This window comes from Stenotrophomonas sp. 1L-E-5-B-C3 (assembly GCF_057292075.1).
In genome coordinates, this window is sequence record NZ_JBXAWS010000007.1 from 244,878 (window position 1) to 265,246 (window position 20,369).

Annotated in this window: 23 protein-coding genes; 10 read left to right on the forward strand and 13 right to left on the reverse strand. The window is 67.5% G+C overall.

The window, feature by feature from the left end; translation table 11 throughout:
• Nucleotides 1-36 precede the first annotated feature (36 nt).
• The 4 genes from AC0Z6F_RS11760 to AC0Z6F_RS11775 are packed head-to-tail and all read left to right on the forward strand — an operon-like array spanning nt 37 to nt 3,526.
• The gene (locus tag AC0Z6F_RS11760; RefSeq protein WP_485617239.1) at nt 37-933 is read left to right on the forward strand and encodes an ABC transporter ATP-binding protein; all 897 of its coding nucleotides are present in this window, start codon (nt 37-39) and stop codon (nt 931-933) included.
• Entirely contained in the window at nt 930-1,706 is a 777-nt protein-coding gene (locus AC0Z6F_RS11765) for an ABC transporter permease (protein ID WP_485617240.1), read from the forward strand. The genes AC0Z6F_RS11760 and AC0Z6F_RS11765 overlap by 4 nt, the downstream gene beginning before the upstream one ends.
• A gap of 6 nt (nt 1,707-1,712) precedes the next feature.
• Nucleotides 1,713-2,927, forward strand: coding sequence for a sensor histidine kinase (locus AC0Z6F_RS11770; protein ID WP_485617241.1), 1,215 nt, complete (start codon nt 1,713-1,715; stop codon nt 2,925-2,927).
• Nucleotides 2,924-3,526: a response regulator transcription factor gene (locus tag AC0Z6F_RS11775; protein ID WP_005407733.1), complete on the forward strand. Its 603-nt coding sequence runs from the start codon at nt 2,924-2,926 to the stop codon at nt 3,524-3,526. The genes AC0Z6F_RS11770 and AC0Z6F_RS11775 overlap by 4 nt, the downstream gene beginning before the upstream one ends.
• A gap of 644 nt (nt 3,527-4,170) precedes the next feature.
• Here the strand turns inward: AC0Z6F_RS11775 and AC0Z6F_RS11780 are convergent.
• The 9 genes from AC0Z6F_RS11780 to AC0Z6F_RS11820 form a co-directional block, all read right to left on the reverse strand.
• Nucleotides 4,171-4,707: a cytochrome b gene (locus AC0Z6F_RS11780; RefSeq protein WP_012509795.1), complete on the reverse strand. Its 537-nt coding sequence runs from the start codon at nt 4,705-4,707 to the stop codon at nt 4,171-4,173.
• Nucleotides 4,704-5,807 (reverse strand): catalase family peroxidase, encoded by a 1,104-nt coding sequence (locus AC0Z6F_RS11785; protein ID WP_100470075.1) that lies wholly within the window; start codon nt 5,805-5,807, stop codon nt 4,704-4,706. Before AC0Z6F_RS11785 ends, AC0Z6F_RS11780 begins: the two co-directional genes overlap by 4 nt.
• A gap of 135 nt (nt 5,808-5,942) precedes the next feature.
• On the reverse strand, nt 5,943-7,310 hold the full coding sequence (locus tag AC0Z6F_RS11790) for a leucyl aminopeptidase family protein (RefSeq protein ID WP_004137823.1): 1,368 nt from the start codon (nt 7,308-7,310) through the stop codon (nt 5,943-5,945).
• 3 nt (nt 7,311-7,313) lie between these two features.
• Complete coding sequence (locus AC0Z6F_RS11795; RefSeq protein WP_004137824.1) at nt 7,314-8,033, reverse strand: HAD family hydrolase; 720 nt, start codon at nt 8,031-8,033, stop codon at nt 7,314-7,316.
• A gap of 31 nt (nt 8,034-8,064) precedes the next feature.
• The gene (locus AC0Z6F_RS11800; protein ID WP_012509798.1) at nt 8,065-9,174 is read right to left on the reverse strand and encodes an AI-2E family transporter; all 1,110 of its coding nucleotides are present in this window, start codon (nt 9,172-9,174) and stop codon (nt 8,065-8,067) included.
• Between the two features lie 67 nt (nt 9,175-9,241).
• The gene (locus AC0Z6F_RS11805; protein ID WP_012509799.1) at nt 9,242-9,709 is read right to left on the reverse strand and encodes a hypothetical protein; all 468 of its coding nucleotides are present in this window, start codon (nt 9,707-9,709) and stop codon (nt 9,242-9,244) included.
• On the reverse strand, nt 9,706-10,176 hold the full coding sequence (locus AC0Z6F_RS11810) for a phage holin family protein (protein WP_004137827.1): 471 nt from the start codon (nt 10,174-10,176) through the stop codon (nt 9,706-9,708). Before AC0Z6F_RS11810 ends, AC0Z6F_RS11805 begins: the two co-directional genes overlap by 4 nt.
• Nucleotides 10,177-10,184: 8 nt before the next feature.
• A complete protein-coding gene (locus tag AC0Z6F_RS11815) occupies nt 10,185-10,550 on the reverse strand; it encodes a hypothetical protein (RefSeq protein WP_004137828.1) in 366 nt (121 codons plus the stop codon).
• 101 nt (nt 10,551-10,651) lie between these two features.
• Nucleotides 10,652-12,085 (reverse strand): Do family serine endopeptidase, encoded by a 1,434-nt coding sequence (locus AC0Z6F_RS11820; protein WP_012509800.1) that lies wholly within the window; start codon nt 12,083-12,085, stop codon nt 10,652-10,654.
• Nucleotides 12,086-12,576: 491 nt separating this feature from the next.
• On the opposite strand from AC0Z6F_RS11820, the gene AC0Z6F_RS11825 reads away from it, so the two are divergent.
• Nucleotides 12,577-13,473, forward strand: coding sequence for a histone (locus AC0Z6F_RS11825; RefSeq protein ID WP_485617242.1), 897 nt, complete (start codon nt 12,577-12,579; stop codon nt 13,471-13,473).
• A gap of 107 nt (nt 13,474-13,580) precedes the next feature.
• Complete coding sequence (locus tag AC0Z6F_RS11830; protein WP_012509802.1) at nt 13,581-14,270, forward strand: hypothetical protein; 690 nt, start codon at nt 13,581-13,583, stop codon at nt 14,268-14,270.
• A 15-nt stretch (nt 14,271-14,285) separates the two neighbouring features.
• Here AC0Z6F_RS11830 and AC0Z6F_RS11835 read toward each other — a convergent pair whose 3' ends face one another.
• Nucleotides 14,286-14,645, reverse strand: coding sequence for a DUF1428 domain-containing protein (locus tag AC0Z6F_RS11835; RefSeq protein WP_004137873.1), 360 nt, complete (start codon nt 14,643-14,645; stop codon nt 14,286-14,288).
• Nucleotides 14,646-14,927: 282 nt separating this feature from the next.
• Here AC0Z6F_RS11835 and AC0Z6F_RS11840 point away from each other — a divergent pair, with 282 nt between their 5' ends.
• Complete coding sequence (locus AC0Z6F_RS11840; protein WP_012509803.1) at nt 14,928-15,500, forward strand: OmpO family porin; 573 nt, start codon at nt 14,928-14,930, stop codon at nt 15,498-15,500.
• Nucleotides 15,501-15,690: 190 nt separating this feature from the next.
• Nucleotides 15,691-16,425, forward strand: a complete 735-nt coding sequence (locus tag AC0Z6F_RS11845; RefSeq protein ID WP_004137916.1) for a response regulator transcription factor — start codon at nt 15,691-15,693, stop codon at nt 16,423-16,425.
• Here AC0Z6F_RS11845 and AC0Z6F_RS11850 read toward each other — a convergent pair.
• Nucleotides 16,370-16,759 carry a DUF6165 family protein gene (locus tag AC0Z6F_RS11850; RefSeq protein WP_032130333.1) on the reverse strand — a complete coding sequence of 130 codons (390 nt, stop codon included), beginning with the start codon at nt 16,757-16,759 and terminating at the stop codon, nt 16,370-16,372. The genes AC0Z6F_RS11845 and AC0Z6F_RS11850 overlap by 56 nt on opposite strands.
• Nucleotides 16,760-16,937: 178 nt before the next feature.
• Between AC0Z6F_RS11850 and AC0Z6F_RS11855 the strand changes: the two genes are divergently transcribed.
• A complete protein-coding gene (locus AC0Z6F_RS11855; protein WP_032968294.1) occupies nt 16,938-17,636 on the forward strand; it encodes a TorF family putative porin in 699 nt (232 codons plus the stop codon).
• Here the strand turns inward: AC0Z6F_RS11855 and AC0Z6F_RS11860 are convergent.
• Nucleotides 17,633-18,781, reverse strand: coding sequence for an MFS transporter (locus tag AC0Z6F_RS11860; RefSeq protein WP_343122567.1), 1,149 nt, complete (start codon nt 18,779-18,781; stop codon nt 17,633-17,635). The two genes, AC0Z6F_RS11855 and AC0Z6F_RS11860, sit on opposite strands and share 4 nt — an antisense overlap.
• Nucleotides 18,782-18,924: 143 nt before the next feature.
• Between AC0Z6F_RS11860 and AC0Z6F_RS11865 the strand changes: the two genes are divergently transcribed.
• The gene (locus AC0Z6F_RS11865; protein WP_154354589.1) at nt 18,925-19,812 is read left to right on the forward strand and encodes a LysR family transcriptional regulator; all 888 of its coding nucleotides are present in this window, start codon (nt 18,925-18,927) and stop codon (nt 19,810-19,812) included.
• Here the strand turns inward: AC0Z6F_RS11865 and AC0Z6F_RS11870 are convergent.
• The gene (locus AC0Z6F_RS11870) at nt 19,781-20,248 is read right to left on the reverse strand and encodes a YehS family protein (RefSeq protein ID WP_012509808.1); all 468 of its coding nucleotides are present in this window, start codon (nt 20,246-20,248) and stop codon (nt 19,781-19,783) included. The two genes, AC0Z6F_RS11865 and AC0Z6F_RS11870, sit on opposite strands and share 32 nt — an antisense overlap.
• Between the last annotated feature and the right edge of the window lie 121 nt (nt 20,249-20,369).

Here is a 20,369-nt window from a genome sequence, read left to right on the forward strand (position 1 = left end):
CACAGGATGGCAACGTCCCCGCTACCGGTACCGCCCATGGATCCGATCGCCCCGTCGCTGGCCCGCCTGCAGCAGGTGCAGGTGCGTTACCGCGACCATACCGCCCTGCATGGCATCGACCTGCAGGTCCGCGCTGGCCAGGTGCTGGCGCTGCTGGGCCGCAACGGTGCCGGCAAGAGTACCGCGATCAGCGTGTTGTTGGGCCTGCGCCGCGCCGATGGCGGGCAGGTCGAACTGCTCGGCGGCGACCCGCAGCAGCGGACCAGCCGTCTCGGCCTGGGCGTGATGCTGCAGAGCACCAGCCTGCCGCCGATGCTGCAGGTGGACGAACTGGTGGCGCAGGCAAGCGCCTGCTACCCCGACCCGATGCCGCTGCAGGAGGTACTGCAGCGCGCCGGCCTGCAGGCGCTCGCGCGCCGCCGCTACGGCCAGCTGTCCGGTGGCCAGCAGCGCGCCGTGCAGTTCGCCATCGCGCTGTGTGGGCGGCCACGCGTACTGTTCCTGGACGAGCCCACCACCGGTCTGGACATCCAGGCACGGCAGGTGATGTGGCAGGCGATCCGGCAGCTGGTGGCCGAAGGCTGTGGCGTGCTGCTGACCACCCATTACCTGGAGGAAGCCGAAGCGCTGGCGCAGCAGGTGGTGGTGCTGGAGCAGGGCCGGGTACTGGCCGACGCGCCGCTGAGCGAGCTGCGCCTGGCCGATCGGCCGCGCCGCATCCGCTGCCGCAGCGGGTTGCCCATTGCGGACGTGCAGCAGTGGCCGGGCGTGCAGGAGGTGCAGCGCGACGGCGAGCACCTGCAGCTGCTGGCGAGCCCGGCCGAGCCTGTGGTGGCGCGCCTGCTGGCCGCCGATGCGCAGCTGCGCGAACTGGAAGTACAGGGCGCGGCGCTGGCCGACGCCTTCCTCGACATGACCCGGGAGGCCGCATGAACACCCTTGTCCGTACCACCGGATTGCCGCTGCCTGCATGGCGACAGGCACTACGTCCGTACCGCGCCGAGCTGATGGCCGAACTGCGCCGCGCCTGGCGCACGCCGGCGTTCGCGGTGCCCTCGCTGCTGTTCCCGGTGCTGTTCTATCTGCTGTTCGGTGTGCTGCTGGGGCGTGGTCACGCGCCGCTGTATCTGTTGGCCACCTACTGCGTGTTTGGCGCGATGGCCCCGGCCCTGTTCGGCTTCGGCGTGCAGTTGGCGCTGGACCGCGAAGGCGGCCTGCTGACCCTCAAGCGCGCGCTGCCGATGCCGGCGGCGGCACCGCTGCTGGCACGGCTGGCGATGGCGGTGATGTTCGCGCTGCTGGTGGCGTTACTGCTGATCGGCGTTGCGCGCGTGTTCGGTGGTGTGCAGCTGCAGGCGTTGCAGATGGTGCAGCTGCTGGCGGTGGCGGGCCTGGCGGCGCTGCCGCTGGGGGCGATCGGCCTGCTGATCGGCAGCCATGTCAGTGCCAGCGCGGCGCCGGCGATGGTCAATCTGGTTTATCTGCCGCTGGCCCTGCTGTCCGGCCTGTGGCTGCCGCTGTCGGCGCTGCCGAAGTTTTTCTCGACGATGGCCCCACTGTGGCCGACCTGGCATCTGGCGCAGCTGGCGCTGCCGGTGGTCGGGCTGCCGTCGGTGGGCAGCCTCGCCGGCCACCTGCTGGTGCTGCTGGCGGTGACCGTGGTCGCGTTGCTGCTGGCGCGCCGTCGCCTGCGCCGGATCGGCTGAACTGGCATGATCGGCAGCGATCGTCCCCGCCTGGATTCTCCTGTGTCGTCGAGCTGGCTTGCGTCCCTGCTGCGCCCCGCACCGGATTCGGCGGTGGCCGAGCTGCTGCGGCGTGGCAAATCGCCCTGGAGCGGTGCGATCCACCTGCTGTGGTCGGTCTGGATCTTCCTCACCCCGGTGCTGGGGAACGGCTTCACCCTGCGCTGGCTGTTGCTGACTCTGGTCAGCTATCCGCTGTTCCTGCTGTTCTACGCCAAGGTGATGCTGGCGCCACGGCACCATGCATGGCGCTACGCGCTGGGCATGATCGTGATGGCCCTGGTACTGCTTCCGTGGTACCCCTCGGGACTGAGCTATTTCGTGTTCGGCTGCGTGATGATCCGCATGAGCAGCCGCGGCGGCTGGTGGGTATACCTGCTGCAGCTCACCGGGCTGAACCTTCTGTTCTGCAGCACCGCGCTGTACTTCGGTTATCCGTGGCAGGCCATGGTGTGGATGCCGGCAGTGTCGTTCATCGTCGGCCTGGTGGTGAACGTGGAGGCCTTGAGCCAGCAGCGCGACGTGGCCCTGCAGCTGTCCCAGGACGAGGTGCGACGGCTTGCGACCACCGCCGAGCGCGAGCGTATCGGCCGCGACCTGCACGATCTGCTGGGGCACACGCTGTCGCTGATCACGCTGAAACTGGAGCTGGCGCGCAAGCTGTACGATCGCGATGACGAGCGTGCACGGCAGGAAATCGGTGAAGCCGAGGCCATCGCCCGCGAAGCACTGGCACAGGTGCGCAGTGCGGTGACCGGCATCCGCGCCAGTGATCTGGCGGGCGAACTGGCGTCGGCGCGTCTGCTGCTGGAATGCCAGCAGGTGCACCTGCAGTACACGGCGCCGCCAGCGATGCCGGTGGAGGTGGAACGCGGGCTGGCGCTGGTGTTGCGCGAGGCCGCCACCAACATCGTGCGCCATGCGCAGGCGACCCGGGTGCAGGTGGATTTCATGCTTGAGGACCGACAGTTGGCGATGCAGATACGCGATGACGGCCGTGGCGGCGTGCAGGCCGAGGGCAATGGATTGAGTGGCATGCGCGAACGGGCGGCGGCGCTTGGGGGACAGCTGACCCTGCAGTCGCCGCGCGGCGAAGGCACGCTGCTGACCGTGCGCGTGCCCCTGATGGCCGCCACCACGCCGTTGTCGCCGGCATCGTTGGCACAGGGGGGCGCGGCATGATCCGCATCCTGCTGGCCGAAGACCAGGCGATGGTGCGCGGCGCACTGTCGGCGCTGCTGGGCCTGGAACCGGACATCGAAGTGCTGGGCAGTGCGGCCGACGGCGAGGCCGCCTGGCGCATGCTGCAGCAGCTGCAGCCGGACATCCTGGTCACCGACATCGAGATGCCGGGCCTGAGCGGGCTGGAGCTGGCGCAACGCATCGCCCGCCACGAACTGCCGATCAAGGTGGTGATCGTGACCACCTTCGCCCGCGCCGGTTTCCTGCGCCGCGCGCTGGAAGCTGGCGTGCTGGGCTACCTGCTGAAGGACGCACCGGCCGAGAACCTGGCCGATGCACTGCGCAAGGTGAAGCAGGGCATCCGCGCGATCGACCCGCAGTTGGCGCTGGACGCCTGGTCACAGGCCGACCCGCTGACCGACCGCGAACGCCGCGTGCTGCGGCTGGCGGGCGAGGGCCGTACCGCCAGCGAGATCGCAGAGCAGCTGGGGCTGTCGCACGGCACGGTGCGCAATTACCTGTCCGAGTGCATCGGCAAGCTGGGCGTGGCCAATCGGATCGAGGCGTACCGGCTGGCGCGGCAGAAGGGGTGGTTGTAGGGGCGTGCGCCAACGCATCGGTAGCGCCGGGCCATGCCCGGCGGATCATTTCCGCGACCGCGGGGGGGTGTCACTTTCTTTGCTCGTGCACCACGCTGCAGGAGCAGCGTGGAACGGCATAGCCGGCCCGCAGGGTGGCGCACATGGATGTGCGCCATCAAGAAAGTAACCAAAGAAACACGCCGCCAGAGCGCGAGCCGTCGCTGCGCGCCGGTTCCCTGCGCTTCTCGGTGAATCAGGGGACGGCGCCGAACTCGCTGCGCTCAGACATCGGCGCCTCTACGCCCCTGATTCCCCTGCGATGCTCGGCTCGCTAAAAGGCGGGCCCAACGTCAAAGGCAAAAGCTGCACCCAGTAAATCCACGCGGAGCGTGGATGCTCTTGTTGTTGATCTTGACCTTCAAGTCCGCCTTGAGCGAGCCGAGCACCGCAGGTCCGGCGAGGGCGAAGAGGCGCGGGTGTCTGAGCGCAGCGAGTTCCCGCGACGTCCCTCGACGGACCGAGGAGCGCAGGGCACCGGCGTGCAAAGCACGCCGGCTCGCGGCCGGCGGAGCGTTTCTTTGGTTACTTTCTTTGTGCGCAAAGAAAGTGACACCCCTCCGCGGTCGCGGAAAGGATCCGCCAGGAACACCCGGCGAACCCGATCAATCCTTCCCGCGCGCCATCGCCTGGAACACGCCATCCCGCCGCACCCACAGGTGGAACAGCGCCGCACCCACATGCATCAGCACCGTGGCGAACAACACATAGGCCAGCAGGCTGTGCGCATTACGCAACGCGGCATACAGCGCCGGGGTATGCGGCACGATCGGCGGCAGGTGCAGGCCGCCCCACAGCACGATCGGGTAACCACCGGCCGACAGCATCGCCCAGCCGATCAGCGGCATCGCCAGCATCAGTGCATACAGCATCCAGTGCGAGGCCTTGGCCGCCATCACCTGCCATACGGGAAGATCCGCCGGCAGCGGCGGCGGGCGATGGCGCAGCCGGTTGTACAGGCGCAGCAGCACCAGTACGCCGATGGCGATGCCCAACGGGCGGTGCAGGTCGATCAGCATAGGCCGCAGGTGCAGCGAGGCGACCATGGTCACGCCGATGAACAGCATGGCGATGATCATCAGTGCCATGGACCAGTGCAGCACCCGTGCCAGCAGGTTGAAGTGGCCGTTACCGGTGCTCATCGTGCGGCCTCCTTCGGTTGCTCCACGTTGCCGCTGGCGCGCTCGCGTTCGCGTCGGTTGAAGGATTGCGAGTACACGGCCGAGCGGGCGGCCAGGATCGGATCGTCACTGCCACGCACGCCACTGGGCAGGATCAGCGGATCGAAGTTGATCTGGCCGCAGGCGCCCTGTTCCTGCGACTGCAGGCGGTCCAGGCTGAGCACGCCGGCCACCACCTGTTCACGCGATTCGGGCCACGGCACTGAAGGATCATCGATGGCATCGCCGGGTTCGGCGGTGGTGACGACCAGGTTCCAGCGCACCGGGCCACTGGCCAGGCGCTGCTGCAGTTCCTGGCTGAGGAAATCGACACTGGCCTTCTTGCGCGTGTCCGCGTCCATCTCCACCACCGGCGCCTGCGGCTGCCAGCGCCAGCGCACCGCGCGCTTCTGGCCCTGCACATTGGTGAACCAGAAGCTGTTGACGCTGTTGAAGGTGGTGTCGGCCCAGCTGCTGGTCCACGGCGCTGTCTTGGCCCATTGCTGGAACGCCTGCGCACTCGGGTACTTCGCCAGCACCGCGGCCATCTTCTGCGGGTCGGGCTTGCCGGTGGCCGGGTCGGGAATGGAGGCGCGCGTCTGCTCGTAGAACGCCTCGGCGTTGGGGACAGCGAAGAACGGGAAGCTGTTCATCGCCATCCGCCATTCCTGGCCGTCGTCGCTGACCATCTGCACAGCGAGGCTGCGCACGCGCGCGGTGTTGTCGGCGCCGTAGGGGTCGCCACCGCCGATCGACAGGCGGCCCATCACGGGCACCTTCTGCTGTGAAAACACCCGTGCACTGGACAGCGTCGGCGCCTGCGAACTGGGTTCGAACCAGCCGCTCACGCAGATGCCCTTGCTGTGCGCACGGCGGAAGCCGGGATGGGCAGGGCCGGTGGCTTCGATGGTGTCGGTGAAGCGCTGCGCGGTCAGGCGGCCGCCAATCCAGCCGGCCAACCAGGCGAAGGCCAGCGCCACCGCACCCAGAATGAGTGCGATCAGTGCGATCCAGAGCAGGGGGGAATGCTTGCGCGGTGCGCCCGGCGTCTGGCCAGCGCGGGTGTAGCGGAAGAGCGACATGGTCGGAGTCCTGCCTTCACGGAGCGTGTGGGTGGTCGACCCACACATCCTCGCAGAACCCTTCCAGGCCCGGTATTCAATTTTTCGTCAAGTTTTCCGGGGACGGCGTGCCGACCAAGGTCGGCACCCACCCGATCAGCTGTAACGCGCTTTCAGCATCGCCCACGCCGAACGCAGCGCCAGTGCTTCACCACCGGCCGGACGGCCCGGGCGTTCGCCGTCGTTCCAGGCATACACGTCCAGATGCGCCCAGCGCTGGCCGTCTTCCAGGAAGCGTTCCAGGTACAGCGCGGCGGTGACCGAGCCGGCCATGCGCGAACCGGCGTTGGCCAGGTCGGCGATGCCGCTGCTCAGGTAGCGCAGGTACGGGCGCCACAACGGCATGCGCCAGACCGGGTCGCGGGTCGCGTCACCGGCCTGCAGCCATTGCTGGGCGACCGCGTCGTCATTGCTGAACAGTGCCGGCAGGTCGGGACCGAGCGCGATGCGCGCAGCGCCGGTAAGGGTGGCGAAATCCAGCACCAGGTCCGGCTTCTGTTCGCTGGCGAAGGTCAACGCGTCGCACAGGATCACGCGGCCTTCGGCGTCGGTGTTGTCGATCTCCACGCTCAGGCCCTTGCGGGTGGCGATCACTTCGCCCGGGCGGAACGCATCCGGGCCGATCGCATTCTCCACCGCCGGCACCAGCAGTGTCAGGCGCACCGGAAGCCCGCGAGCCATGACCAGGCCGGCCAGGGCCAGTGCGTGTGCAGCACCGCCCATGTCCTTCTTCATGTTGCGCATGCCGTCGGCCGGCTTGATGTCCAGGCCGCCGGTATCGAAGCACACGCCCTTGCCGACCAGCACCAGTGCAGGATCGGTTTCCTTGCCCCAGCGCAGCACCACCATGCGCGGTGCGCGGTGCGAGGCGCGGCCGACGGCATGGATGGCCGGGAAGTTCTGCTTCAGCAGTTCATCGCCGGTGATCGCCTCGACCTGCGCGCCATGTGCCTGAGCCAGGGCGCGCGCTGCGTCTTCCAGCTGCTGCGGGCCCATGTCCTCGGTCGGGGTGTTGACCCAGTCACGCACGCGCAGGCTGGCGGCGATCAGATCGGCCACTTCACCGGACGGTGCAGCCACCAGTTGCGCCGGAGCGCGGTTGCGCTTGCGGTAGCGGTCGAAGCGATAGCTGCCCAGGCCCCAGCCCAGCTGCAGCAGCGCCTGCTCTTCGGCCGGCAGCTCAGTTGCCAGCTGCCACACGCTGCCTTCCGGCAGGGCATGCGGGGCATGCGCATAGCTGTAGGCGTCGGCGCGATCACCAACACCGATCACCGCACCGGCCAGGCCGTCGGCGCCCGGCAGCAGGGCCACGCTGTGTGCGCCGGCATTGAAGCCCTGCGATGCCAGCCAGGCCTGGGTGGCGGCCGGCTGGCCGTCCTTCCAGGCCGCGAACTGCTCGCGGCCCAGCACATGCAGCGGCAGTGCTGCGGCGGTGTCGGCAGTGAAACCAGTGATCTCGCTCATGCGTCAGGTACTCCGGGGTGCGGCGGCATCGAGGTTGTCATCCAACCAGTCGGCCAGGCCGGTGAGGGTGTCGAACTGCAGGTCCGGCTGCAATTGCGGATGGGTCCAGGTCGCGGCTTCGCGGTTGATCCAGCAGCCGCGCAGGCCGGCGGCGATCGCCCCGGCCACGTCCATCTCGGCGTGGTCGCCGACATGCAGCACCTGTGCCGGCGCCACACCCAGGCGGGTGCAGGCGGCGTGGAAGATGCTTGCCTCGGGCTTGGCCGCGCCGTGTTCGCGCGCACCCAGCTGGAAGGCGAAATGATGGGCCAGGCCGATCCGCTCCAGATCGGCATTGCCGTTGCTCAGCGCTGCCACCGGGACCCGCGCGGCAATCCGCGCCAGCGCATCGATCGCGTCGGGATAGCACTCGACCTGGTTGCGCGCGGCGTAGAACGCCTCGTAGGCCGGTTCGAGCAATTCCAGGCTGGCGCCGCTGTTCTGCAGGGCCTCCTGCAGCGTCAGCCGGCGCAGCGCGCTCAGGTCATGGTGAAGGTGTGGATTGTCTCGGAACGAGCGCTCGCGCAGTTCGCGCATCGCCGCCAGCGGATACATCGCGGCAGTGGCAGGGCTGTGTTCACGCATCCACTCGTGCAGGACCAGGTCGATGCGGGCGCCGATCGGGGCGAACGGCCAGAGCGTGTCGTCGAGGTCGAGGGTGATGGCAAGGACGGGGAATTTCACCCCGCCATTCTACCCCTGCCCGCGCGGGCTTTCATTCCAGCAGGCGCGCCCATCCCTGCATGCCGTCCAGCCGTGCCAGCACCAGCTTGATGCAGACCAGCAGCGGTACTGCCAGCAGCAGGCCGATCATGCCCCAGGCCCAGCCGAACAGCATCAGCGCCAGGATCAGTACCAGCGGCGACAGCTTCATGCGCCGCCCCAGCACGATCGGGGTCACCATCTGTCCTTCCAGGGTGTGCAGGCCCAGGTAGGCGGCTGCGGGCAACAGGGCCTGCAGCGGGTCGCGGAACTCGACGAAGCCCATCAACAGCATCAGCGCCACGCCGATCAACGGGCCCACGTAAGGTGCGAAATTCAGCAGCGCGGCCACCGTGCCCCACAGCAGGGCTTCCTGCAGGCTGATGCCCAGCAGCATCAGTACCCCGGCGAACACCAGTCCGACCAGGGTGTTGATCACGCTGATGGTCAGCACGTAGCGCGACACCTCGCGCTCGATCGACCGCAGGATGTCGCTGGTGAAGCGTTGCTGCTGGCGGTTCGGGAACAACGCGATCGCCGCGCGCTGCAGGCTCTGCCCGTAGATCATGAAGAACAGGGTCAGCAGCACCACCGCCAGCACCGAAGCGGCCAGCCGTGGCGCGCGGGTCAGCATGCGGTAGGGGTCGTCCAGCTGGGTGCGGATCACCTGCACCTTGCGGTTGCTGTCACCGCCGGCGACGCGGGCGAAGTTCTCCGCGGCCTGGTTGGCCTGCTGCACCGGCTTGGTCAGGTCCTGCACCTGCCGGGCCACCTTGCGCAGCTGCTGTGGTGCTTCCTGCGCCCATTCCATCGCCGGGCCGATCAGCTGCACGGCCAGCGAACCGGTCACGCCCAGGCCGGCACCGAGGATCAGCAACGCGCCCAGTGCACGTGGGATCCACAGCTTCTGCAGCAGGCGCAGGATCGGGTTGCCGACCAGTGCGAAGAACATCGCCAGCAACACCGGCAGGATGATGTCCTGTGCGGCCCACAGCGTGTAGCCCACCGCCAGCGCGGCCAGCACCACCAGCGACATCGGCCCGCGCGGGCGCGATGGTGGCGGCAGTGGCGCCTCGGGCGCTTCCGGGCCAGCCGGTGATGGGGACAGGAGGGACTCGCTCATCGACGCATCAACCGGAATGGGGAGCGCATTATCCGCCGGCCGCGATCGGCGCGGCGGATTCCATGGATCAACGTTCGGACAGTTCGGTGGCCGCTTCGGCCGGACGGGGTCCGCGCGGGTCTGGTTCCGGTACTGGCTCCGGCACGGAGCGTGGTGCCGGTGCCGGACGTGCCTCGGCAGCGGAGGCCGCCGCCTGTGCATGTTCGCTGGCATCGTCGGCTTCTTCAGCCGCATCGTCGGCGGTGGCCGCGGCCTGCGCTGCCATCGCGGTAGCGAATGCTGCCTGCGCGCTGGCGAACAGGTTCGACACCGACCCCACCATCTGCAGCCAGCGTGCGCCGTTGACCCTGCCTGGCACTTCCAGCTTGCCGGCGATGAAGCCACCGGCCAGGCCGACCACGATGATGCGCAGCGGCGACCAGCCCTGGCGCCAGACCTGACTGAGCGTGCCCCAGTGGTCCTGGGTCTCACCCATGCGCACGGTCACCACCTGTTCGCAGCGCTTTACCCGCCGCTGCAGCGCGCCGAACTTCATGGCTTGCCCTCCGGCAGCTGCACCCCGGCATCAGGGTCATCCTCGCTGGGCTCATCGAACAGGCCCAGGCGCGACAGCTGGCGCCGGGTGGCGTGCATGCCGGTGTGGTGGAAGAAGTAGGACACCCGCCAGATCGCATAGCCGGTAACGGCCAAGCTCAGCAGCGAGGTGATCAACAGGGCCTGCAGCCAGCTCAGGCCCCAGCTCTGCAGCAGGGCGATCAGCGTGGCGGCCATCAGCAGCCAGGCCGAGGCTCCAAACACGATCGCCACGCCGGCCCAGGCCAGCGCGCGACCGAATGCACTACGCGCCAGCGCGAAGTCGGCCGAAGCCAGCCGGCGCAGGGAGCGTACCGTGTGCTTGGCAGAATCGGCGGCGGCACGACCGGCCGCGCCGACCTGGCGGATGCTCTCATCCAGCGGCGGGGTCGCCGCCGGATCAGGCGCTTGCGCGTTCTCTTCGCTCACGCTGCGGCTTACTTGTCGCTGCTGCCGCGGGCCAGCTTGGCAATGATCCAGCCAGCTGCGAAGGCGACGCCGAACGAAGCCAGCGGACGTTCGCGGATCAGTTCAGCGGCGCTGTCGATCAGGTCCTTGCCCTTGTCCATCAGTGCGTCGACCTGTTCCTTGGCCGCAGCTCCACCGAATTCGGCGGCGGCCAGGCCGGACAGCGCGCTGTCGGACAACTCCGCCTTGACGTTGGCCTTGCCGATGCGCAGTTCGTCGGTTGCTGCACCGGTTGCGCCCTTGATCGCACCGCCGGCAGCGCTGGCGGCCTGCTTCAGGTGGGAACCGGCTTCACCCAGGTGGTCCTTCAGGTTCTCGGTATTGGTGGGGCTCATCGAATCACTCCTGTTGCGATGGGGGAACGGGGGACGGCGGTGCCGACCTGGACTGACAGCAATAGCATTGCCCGGGTATAGGGGGTGTTACGGCTGGGCGATCAGCGCATCACGAGCTGGCCCTGCTGCTGGCCATTGTTACGCAGCACGCGCAGCACCAGGGTGGGTGGGCGCTGCTGGAAATTGGCGCGCCAGCTGGCCAGGTCAGCGAATTCACCTACTGTTGCATCAGTGATGATGTCGCCCTGCTGCAGTCCGTTGCTGGCGGCGCGGCTGCCGCGCTTGACCTCGCTGACCAGGACGCCGCCAGCGCCGGACTGGCGCAGCGATTCGGGCAGATCGACGAAGGTGGCACCGCCCAGGCGCGGGTCCAGGCTGTCGCCGGTGACCGCGCGTGCCTGTTCCTTCAATATCGCCTTGATCTGCAGCGGCTTGCCTTCGCGACGCACGTCCAGCGTCAGCGGGCTGCCCACTGTGGCCAGGCCTTCCACGTTGTGCAGCGCTTCGGCGCTGTCCACGCGCTGGCCGTTGGCCGACACCACGACGTCGCCCGGTTTCAGGCCCGCAGCGGCCGCAGCCGATCCGGCCAGCACGCGGGTGACCAGTGCGCCGCGGGTTTCGCCCAGGCCCAGGCCCTGCGCGATCTGTGCGGTCAGGTTCTGGCTCTCCACGCCCAGCGTGCCGCGCACCACCACGCCGTGCTTGACAAGCTGGTCGACCACGCTGCGCGCCAGGTTGGAGGGGATCGCCAGGCCCAGGCCGATGTTGCCGGCCATGCTGCCCTGCGGGTTGAAACTGGCGGTGTTGATGCCAACCAGCTGGCCCTGCAGGTCGACCAGTGCGCCACCGGAATTGCCCGGGTTGATCGACGCATCGGTCTGGATGAAGTTCTGGTAGCCCAGCCCACGGATACCGCTGCGGCCCACCGCCGAGACGATGCCGGAGGTGACCGTCTGGCTGAAACCGAACGGGTTGCCGATGGCCACCACGAAGTCGCCCACGCGCAGCTGGTCGCTGTTGCCGAGCTTGATGTCGGTCAGGTTCTGCGCCGGGATGCGGATCAGCGCGATGTCGGTATCGCGGTCCGAGCCGAGGAACTCGGCCTTGACCGTGCGCCCGTCGGCCAGTGTCACCTGCACGTCATCAGCGTTGTCGATGACATGGTGGTTGGTCAGTACCAGGCCTTCCTTGGCATCGATGATCACGCCCGAGCCGAGCGATTCGTTGATGCGCTCCTGCGGGATGTCCGGGAACAGGCGGCGGAAGAACGGGTCGTTGAAGAAGGGGTTGCGCACCCGCACCACCTGCTTGGTGTTGACGCTGACCACTGCCGGCATCGCCTTCTCCAGCATCGGCGCCAGTGACGGCACCGCCTGCCCGGCTACCGAAGCTGGCAACGCGGCGGCGGTGGGCAGCACCGCCGGCAGCGGCGCGGCATCGGCACGGTTGTCCAGGTGCGCATTGAGGCCGGTGGCAACAAAGCCACCGAAGGCGGCGGCGATTGCGAGCGTGAGCAGGGTGGGAAGCGGTCGCATGGGAGTCGGTTCGCTGGCGTGGGTGGGGGCGGTTCGGCCCTACGGTAAAACAAGCTGAATGAGTGTGTCGCGATCTGGATAAATGCGCCATGAAAACGGGGCGCCGGAAAGCGGGGTCACTGTCGCCCGCTTCGGGCTGGTGGCGTCATCCGCGGAGGTGCTGCGTACACGTTCGTTCTCCGTCGGATGCGCTGCGGATACAGGCCGATACTTGCGCAGTTCCGCGCAACCGGGTGCCGCGATGCGCCATGACGCACACCTTCGCCTGCATTCGAGCAGGCACGTGCAGCGAACGTCCGCCGCAGCCTCGCCAGCGCGGCGCAGTCCTGAAAAGAAGGGGTTTCCTGCACACATGCATCGCCGCCAAGGGTGGTGGGCTACACCATCGGCGTCGCAGCAGATGCGATTGCTGGCGCATGCCCCGTTCCACGATCGTCAATGTCGGTATAGCATCGCCCCGTTTTGATACTTAAGGCCCCCAGGAGGGCAACATGAGCAACGGTAATGGTGTGTCGGTCGTGACCGACGCCGTCGAGAACGTCAAAGAAACCGCCACCAACGTCGGCGAGACCATCGCCCACGCCGCCGAAGACGCCGTGAAGTCGGTCAAGAAGACCGTCAAGCGCGCCACCAAGGCTGCCGGTACCCGCGTTGCCAAGGCCAAGAAGGCTGTGGCCAAGGTCGAGAAGACCGTTGCCAAGAAGGCCGAGAAGGCTGCCAAGTCGGTCGGCAAGACCGTTGCCAACGCCAAGAAGAAGCTGGAAGCCGCCAAGAAGAACGCCAAGGCCGAAGCCGCTGCCCTGAAGAAGGAAGTGGCCAAGAAGAAGGCGGCTGCAGGCAAGGCTGTGACCAAGAAGGCCGCCGCTGCCAAGAAGACCACCAAGGCTGCTGGCAAGAAGGTCGCCACCGTGAAGAAGGCTGCCACCAAGAAGGCCGCCGTCGCGAAGAAGACCGTTGCCAAGAAGGCCGCAGCCGCCAAGAAGGTTGTCGGCAAGAAGGTCGCTACCGCCAAGAAGGCTGTGGCCAAGAAGACCGTCGCCGCCAAGAAGGTCGCCGGCAAGAAGGTCGTGGCTGCCAAGAAGGTTGTCGGCAAGAAGGCTGCTGTCGCCAAGAAGGTCGCCACCAAGAAGACTGCTGCTGCCAAGAAGGTCGTCGGCAAGAAGGCCGCTGTCGCCAAGAAGGTCGTCGGCAAGAAGACCGCCGTTGCCAAGAAGGCCGTCGGCAAGAAGGCTGCCGTCGCCAAGAAGGCGGTTGGCAAGAAGGTTGCCGCCACCCGCAAGACTGTTGCCAAGAAGGCTGCGCCGCTGAAGAAGGTCGCTGCCAAGAAGGCTCCGGCGAAGAAGGCTCCGGCCAAGAAGGCCGTGCGCAAGGTCGCCAAGCGCAAGTAATCGCGCGGGTACCGAAGGCCCTGCCACCCACCGGGTGGTGGGGCCTTTCGCGTTTCTGGGACACGGTATGGGGCAAGATGCAGGTTCTTCCCGCCGGAGCCCCGGGCATGCGCGGTATCGACTTCAGTTCCTGGCAGGGCGTGCTGTCCACGTTGGCCGGCCTGGTCCTGATCACCCTGCTGGGCGTGGGCATCCGCCTGCTGGTGATGCAGACCCTGCAGCAGCGCCGCGAGCGCGAGAACCGGCAGATCAATGAGCGGCTGCGCACGCTGATGGCGGCCTACAAGACCCTGGGCGGGTCGTTCACTGGCGAACTGGGTGTGGATCCCAGCCATCGCCGCGACCTGCGCCAACGCCAAGATGCCGAAGGCATCGCCGAACCCCGCTCGGATCGCGCGCGCCGCATCCGCGACGCCGTTGAAGCGGCGCTGTCGGACATCCTGTTGCTGGGCACCGACGAACAGGTACGGCTGGCCGCGCGTGCGGCCAACGAACTGGCGCAGGGACGACCGGTGCACACCCACGATCTGGTGGTTTCACTGCGCGATTTCGTGCGCGAAGCGCTGGACCTGGCGCCGATCCCGGCCGATCTGCAGATTCCACCGCAGGGCCCGACCCGCCCGGGCGGTGCCAGTGGCAAGGGCCGCGCCGAGGGTGACGCCAAGGGGGGCCGCACTGGAGGCGGCGGTGGTGGCGGGGGCGGGATGGGCGCCGGCATGGGGGGCGTGGGTCTTGGCGCCGGCGCCGCACTGGGCGCCGGCCATGCCTCTGCCAGCGATGAAGTGGACGCGCGCTGAGCACGCGCTCCGGATTCAGCGCGTAAGTTCGTAGATCGGTACGAAGCCGCCGTAGATCATCCGCGCACCGTCGAACGGCATCGGGTTCTTCGCCGGATCCATCCGCGGGTCCTCCATCATCTTCTTCATGCCGGCGTCGCGGGTCGGCTTGTCCGGCCATTCGATCCACGAGAAGACCACCGTTTCGTCCGCTGTGGCTTTCACCGCGCCGAAGAAGTCGGTGGTCTTGCCGTGCGGTACATCATCGCCCCAGCACTCGACCACGCGCAGCGCGCCGAACTCGACGAAGATCGGGTTGCCCGCACGTGCATGGGCGAGGAACTTCTCCTTGTTGGCGGTGGGCACCGCCAGTACGAAACCATCGATGTAGCTCATTGCCTGCCTCCGGATGGACCGCGCCGCATGCACGGCCTTCAAGTACCCGACGAACCAGGGCGGCGCAGATCGACATCCTGCCTGCGCATGCCCGTTGCAGAGGATGAATGCACGCGTGCCGCGCGCGTATGCCAGACCCAGCCTGAATCAAGCCAAAAAATTCAGCAATGCGAAGACCGCTGTTTTCAGGGAGCGTTGTGGCGAATAACGGAGAATTTACATTCCCGATGCGATGGCGCCCTCGCGCTGCTGCACACCATAAGAAAGTAAAGGTGTACCCCCATGAAGAATTCGCTGATTGCTCTGGCCCTGGCCGCTGCCCTGCCGTTCACCGCCTCGGCTGCTGAGAACCTGTCCTACAACTACGCCGAAGCTGACTACGCCAAGACCGACATCGATGCGTTCAAGGCCGACGGCTGGGGCGTGAAGGGTTCGTACGGCTTCCTGCCGAACTTCCACGCCTTCGGTGATTACAGCCGCCAGGAAATCGACAACACCAACATCAAGCTGGACCAGTGGAAGATCGGTGCCGGCTACAACGTTGAAATCGCTCCGACCACCGACTTCGTTGCCCGCGTTGCCTACCAGAAGCGCGACCAGAAGCACGGCCTGGACTTCAACGGCTACAGCGCCGAAGCCGGCATCCGCACCGCCTTCGGTGCCCATGCCGAGGTCTACGGCATGGTCGGTTACGAAGATTTCTCGAAGAAGCACGGCATCAATCCGGAAGGCCAGTGGTACGGCCGCCTGGGTGGTCAGGTCAAGCTGAACCAGAACTGGGGCCTGAACGGCGAGCTGAAGATGAACCGCGACGGCGACAAGGAATACACCGTCGGCCCGCGCTTCAGCTGGTAATTGCTTCCTCGGCGCGCCTGCGCGCCGAAGATGCCTCGACAGGCCCGGCCCATGCCGGGCCTGTTGCGTTTCCGGCCGGGCAAACGCTACCTGACCGTGTCGCGGCGGAAGGGCAGCATTGCAACGAATTGGATTCCGCAGGCGTCGGCTGCGCCCTAGGGTGAGTGGCCTGTTCTGCAGGAATGCAACCATGCCCACGTTTCCGTCGCCCCGCGATTCTCCCTACCGCCTGTTGCTGCTGGATCCGCACCCGCTGTTGCGGCATGGCGTGCAGGAAGTCCTGGCCCGGCAGGCGGGCCTGCAGGTCGATGGAAGCTACGGCCGCAGCGGTGATCTGCTGCAGCGCCTGCAGCAGCAGGCGGCCGCGATCGATCTGCTGCTGGTCGACGCCTTGCCGATGGGTGACAGCGGGGAAGGTCTGGAACTGCTGCGGCACCTATCACGCCATTGGCCGGCAGTGCCGATCCTGGTGTTGTCCGCGCACTGCAACGCGGGTGTCGTGTCCTTGGCCCTGCAGGCCGGTGCGCGCGGATTCCTGTCCAAGGCCTGCGCGCCGCAGATGCTGCTGCGGGCAGTGAGCGTGGTTGCCCGTGGCGGGCGCTTCGTGCCGCCGGAACTGCGTGCACAGTGGAACCAGTCCCGCCGGCAACGCCAGCAGCCCGTGCGTCCACCACGGTTGAGTACGCGCGAGCGCACCGTCCTGCAATGGGTGCTGCGCGGCTGCAGCACCGGCGAGATGGCACACCGCAGTGGGCGTACAGCCAGCACCATCAGCACGCAGAAGCGAGCGGCTTACCGCAAGCTGGGCATCCGCAACGATGGCGAGCTGTTCCGCTTCCGCCATCTGATCGACGCTGATCGAGGCGGCGTTACTCGCCCTGGTACTGCTTCTCTTCCACCAGCGCTGAACCGGCCACGCGGTTGATCTCGTTCTTCACCTGCACGCGCTCGCCATTGGTGCCATAGACACCACGCGCCAACTGGATGAAGGCATCGTCGAACACTTGGGCCGCTTCCTTGTCGCGCAGCTGGTCCTGGATGTCCCACATGCGCTCGTTGATCGCCTTCAGCTGCTGCTTCAGCACGGCCAGCGCCGGCTGAGCCTGCAGCTGCAGCTGCAGCAACGGCAGCAGGCCGTCCAGCTCGGTGCGCACGTTGCTCAGCTTGGCGGCATCGTCGATGCGCTCGGCCTTGATCTCGAGAATGGTGATCTTGTCGATCAGCTCGCCGATCGATACCGGAGTCAGGATGGCGTCCACGCGGTTGGTTCCTGGAAACAGGGCGCCATGATACCGCGCTGCTGGCATGTGGCCCCGGTCCGCGGGATTTACGCCGAATTTGCGCCACGGGCCCGGCAGCACCCTCGATCCGTTACGGCCACCGCCTCGACACTGCGTTCCCGGCGGCGTGACCGCCTTCGACGAGGAACACAGTGCAGTGAACAGCAAGGGGATGATGGCGGCGATGGTGGCCGCGCTGGCAGGAATGCTGGGTATCGGCAGCGCGCAGGCGCAGGTGCAGGTCAGTGGCAGTGCGGCATTGACCAGCGACTACGTGTGGCGCGGCAGCTCGCAGAGCGACGGCGACCCGGCGGTGCAGGCGGGCGCGAAAGTGGCGCTCGCATCCGGTTGGTACGCCAGCGCGTGGGGCTCCAACGTATCGTTCAAGCCGGACAACGGCGCGCGCAGCGAGTTCGACCTGGTAGCCGGTTGGAGTGGTGCACTGGCACCGGACTGGACGCTGGATGCCAACCTGACCCGCTACGTGTACCCGGGCACCGGCCGCGCGCTGGACTGGACCGAACTCAATACCACGTTGAACTGGAAGCAGCGCGCCTGGCTGCAGGTCGCGCATTCCAGTGACGCGCTGGCCGGAGGTCATCGCGGCACCTATGCGCAGTTCGGCGTGCGTGTGCCGCTGCACGAGCGCGTCCGCCTGGAGGCGGCGGTGGGCCAGTATTGGTTGGCCACCGCACAGGGGCCGGACTACCTGCATGGCCAGCTCAGTGCCATTGCCACGCTGACCCCGGCATGGGAACTGCGCGCCACCGTGCACGACACCGACAACGCGGCCAAGCGCCTGTTCCCGGGCAATGCCGGGGGGCGTTGGGAGCTGGCGCTGCAGGGCAGCTTCTAGTTGGCAGCCGTGGCCTGGCGCGCACGCAGCGCGCCGGGCAACCACAGCAGCAGGGCCAGCGCGGCAACAGCGGCGCCGGCCACGCAGACGCCGGTCCAGCCGAAGCGCTGGTAGACCTGCGCCGACAGCAGTGAACCCAGCGAGCCGCCGATGAAGTAGCCGGTCATGTAGCCGGCATTGAGGCGGTTGCGCGCCGCCGGTTGCAGCGCGTAGATCAGGTTCTGGTTGCTGACGTGCAGCAGCTGCGCGGCCAGGTCCAGTACCACCACGCCGACCAGCAGTGCCAGCAGCGAGTGCGCCGACAGTCCCAGTGGCAGCCACGACAGCAGCAACAGCACCAGAGCGATGGCAGTGGCACGGCCGGTCTGGCCACGGTCGGACATGCGCCCGGCCAGGCCCGCGGCCAGCGTACCGGCGGCACCGACCAGTCCGAACAGGCCGATGGTGGCGTCGCTGTAGGCGTACGGTGGCTGTGCGAGCAGGAACGCCAGTGGCGTCCAGAAGATCGCGAACATGGCGAAGCTGCACGCACCCAGCAGCGTGCGATGGCGCAGCACCGGCTCCTGCACGAACAGGGAACCGATCGAGCGCAGCAGGGCGAAGTAGCCGAGGCCGGCGCTGTGGTGGAAGCGTGGCAGGCCACGTTGCAGCGCCAGTGCGGTCAGCACCAGGGTGCCGGCGGCGATGGCATAGACCAGGCGCCAGTCGCCAAGGCTCGACAGCAGCCCGGCCACGGTGCGCGCCAGCAGGATGCCCAGCAGCAGCCCGCTCATCAGCGTGCCGACCACGCGGCCACGATGCTCGGGTGCGGCCAGCGTCGCCGCGAACGGCACCAGCACCTGCGCCACCACCGAGAACAGGCCGGTGATCGCGGTGCCTACCAGCAGCCAGGCCAGCGACGGTGCACAGGCACTGATCACCAGGCCGGTGGCCGACAGCAGGCTCATCACCACGATCAGCCGGCGGCGCTCGAACAGGTCACCCAGCGGCACCAGCAGGATCAGCCCGGCGGCATAGCTCAGCTGCGCCACGGTAACCACCATGCCGACCTGGCCGAACGGCACGCCGAAGGCATCGGCGATGGTGTGCAGCAGCGGCTGCGCATAGTAGTTGCTGGCCACGGCCACGCCAGTGGCGACCGACATCAGCAGCACCTGCCAGCGGTGCAGAGGGGGGAGGGACGGGCTCACGCGGTGTTCCAGAATGCGGGGTGCACAGTGTCCGCCCGCCGCAGTCATGATGGAAATGAATCATCATCATCCCTGTCATCTGGAAATGAGATGGTTGCGTGAATCTCAAGCAGCTTGAATTCGCCGTCGCCCTGGCCGAGGAGGGCAACTTCACCCGTGCCGCCGAGCGCTGCCATGTGGTGCAGTCGGCGCTCAGCCATCAGATTGCCAATCTGGAACAGGAGCTGGGCACGCCCCTGTTCGAACGCCTGCCGCGCCAGGTACGTGCTACCGCCGCCGGCGAAGTGCTGCTGGTTCACGCGCGGCAGGTGCTGGCCAGCCTGCGCCACCTGCGTGCCGACGTCGCCGCAGTCAGCGGCGACGTGCGCGGGTTGCTGGCCATCGGGCAGATCTCTTCGCTGACCGGCATCGACGTCGTGGCGATGCTGGCGGCCTTCCAGCAGGTGCACCCGCAGGTGGAGTTCCAGTTGCGGGTGGACAAGAGCGAGGACCTGATCGCGCAGGTGCAGTCACGTGCGCTGGACGTGGCGCTGGTCGGATTGGCGCCGTCGGCGGGGCTGGACGGGGTCTGCCACCAGATGCTGCAGGAAGAAGACCTGGTGGCGGTGCTGGCGCCATCGCACCGCTTGGCCCGGCGCAAGCGGCTGCCATTGACCGAACTGCAGGACGAGGCGCTGGTCGACTTCCCGCGCGGCACCGGTGCACGCCGCCAGACCGACGATGCCTTCGCCGCCGCTGGCCTGCCGCATACGGTGCGCTTCGAGGTCAATCTGATGGAACTGATCGAGCGCTTCGTCCGCCATGGGCTGGCGGTTGGCATCGTGCCAGCGTTGATCGCCGACGGGTTCCAGGGGGTGGTACAGATTCCGCTGCAGCCGACCCCGGCCCGCCGCGTGCACCTGGTCTGGCAGCGGTTGCCGACGCCGGCGGCACGGGCGTTCGTCGCGGCCGTGCTCAGCCGCGCAGGCGCAGGCTCAGGCCTTTGAGGAAGTTGCGCAGCATCTGGTCCAGGCAGCGCCGGTAGTTGGTGTGGCCGGGCTGGCGGAACAGCGCACCGATTTCCGACTTGGAGACGTTGAAACCGGCGCTGGCGAAGATTTCCATCAGGTCCACGTCACGCAGCTGGAAGGCCACGCGCAGCTTCTTCAGCACCAGGTTGTTGTCGATGCGGGTTTCCACCGCGCGTTGCGGCTGGCTCTCGTCGCGACCGCGCAGGTGCACGATCAGGCCATCGAGGAAGTGCGCCAGCGCGCTGTCGTTCATCGCCTCGAAGCCGGCTTCGTCATCGCGGCGCAGCCAGGCCTTCACCTGCTCGGTATCCACCGCGAAGGCCGGATCGGCCAGCTGGCACAAGGTCACCACGTGGTGGTCACCCAGGTCCAGGGAGTAGCGCACGCTGCGCAGGACATCGTTGTTGATCATGGCCCAATTGTACCGGTCACCCCGGCAGGTGGGGTCAGATCCCTTTGCTGGAGGCAAAGGGATCTGATCCGGGTTCTGCTCCAGGTTCTGGCCGATCCGGCAACACGGGCGCTGTCCGACG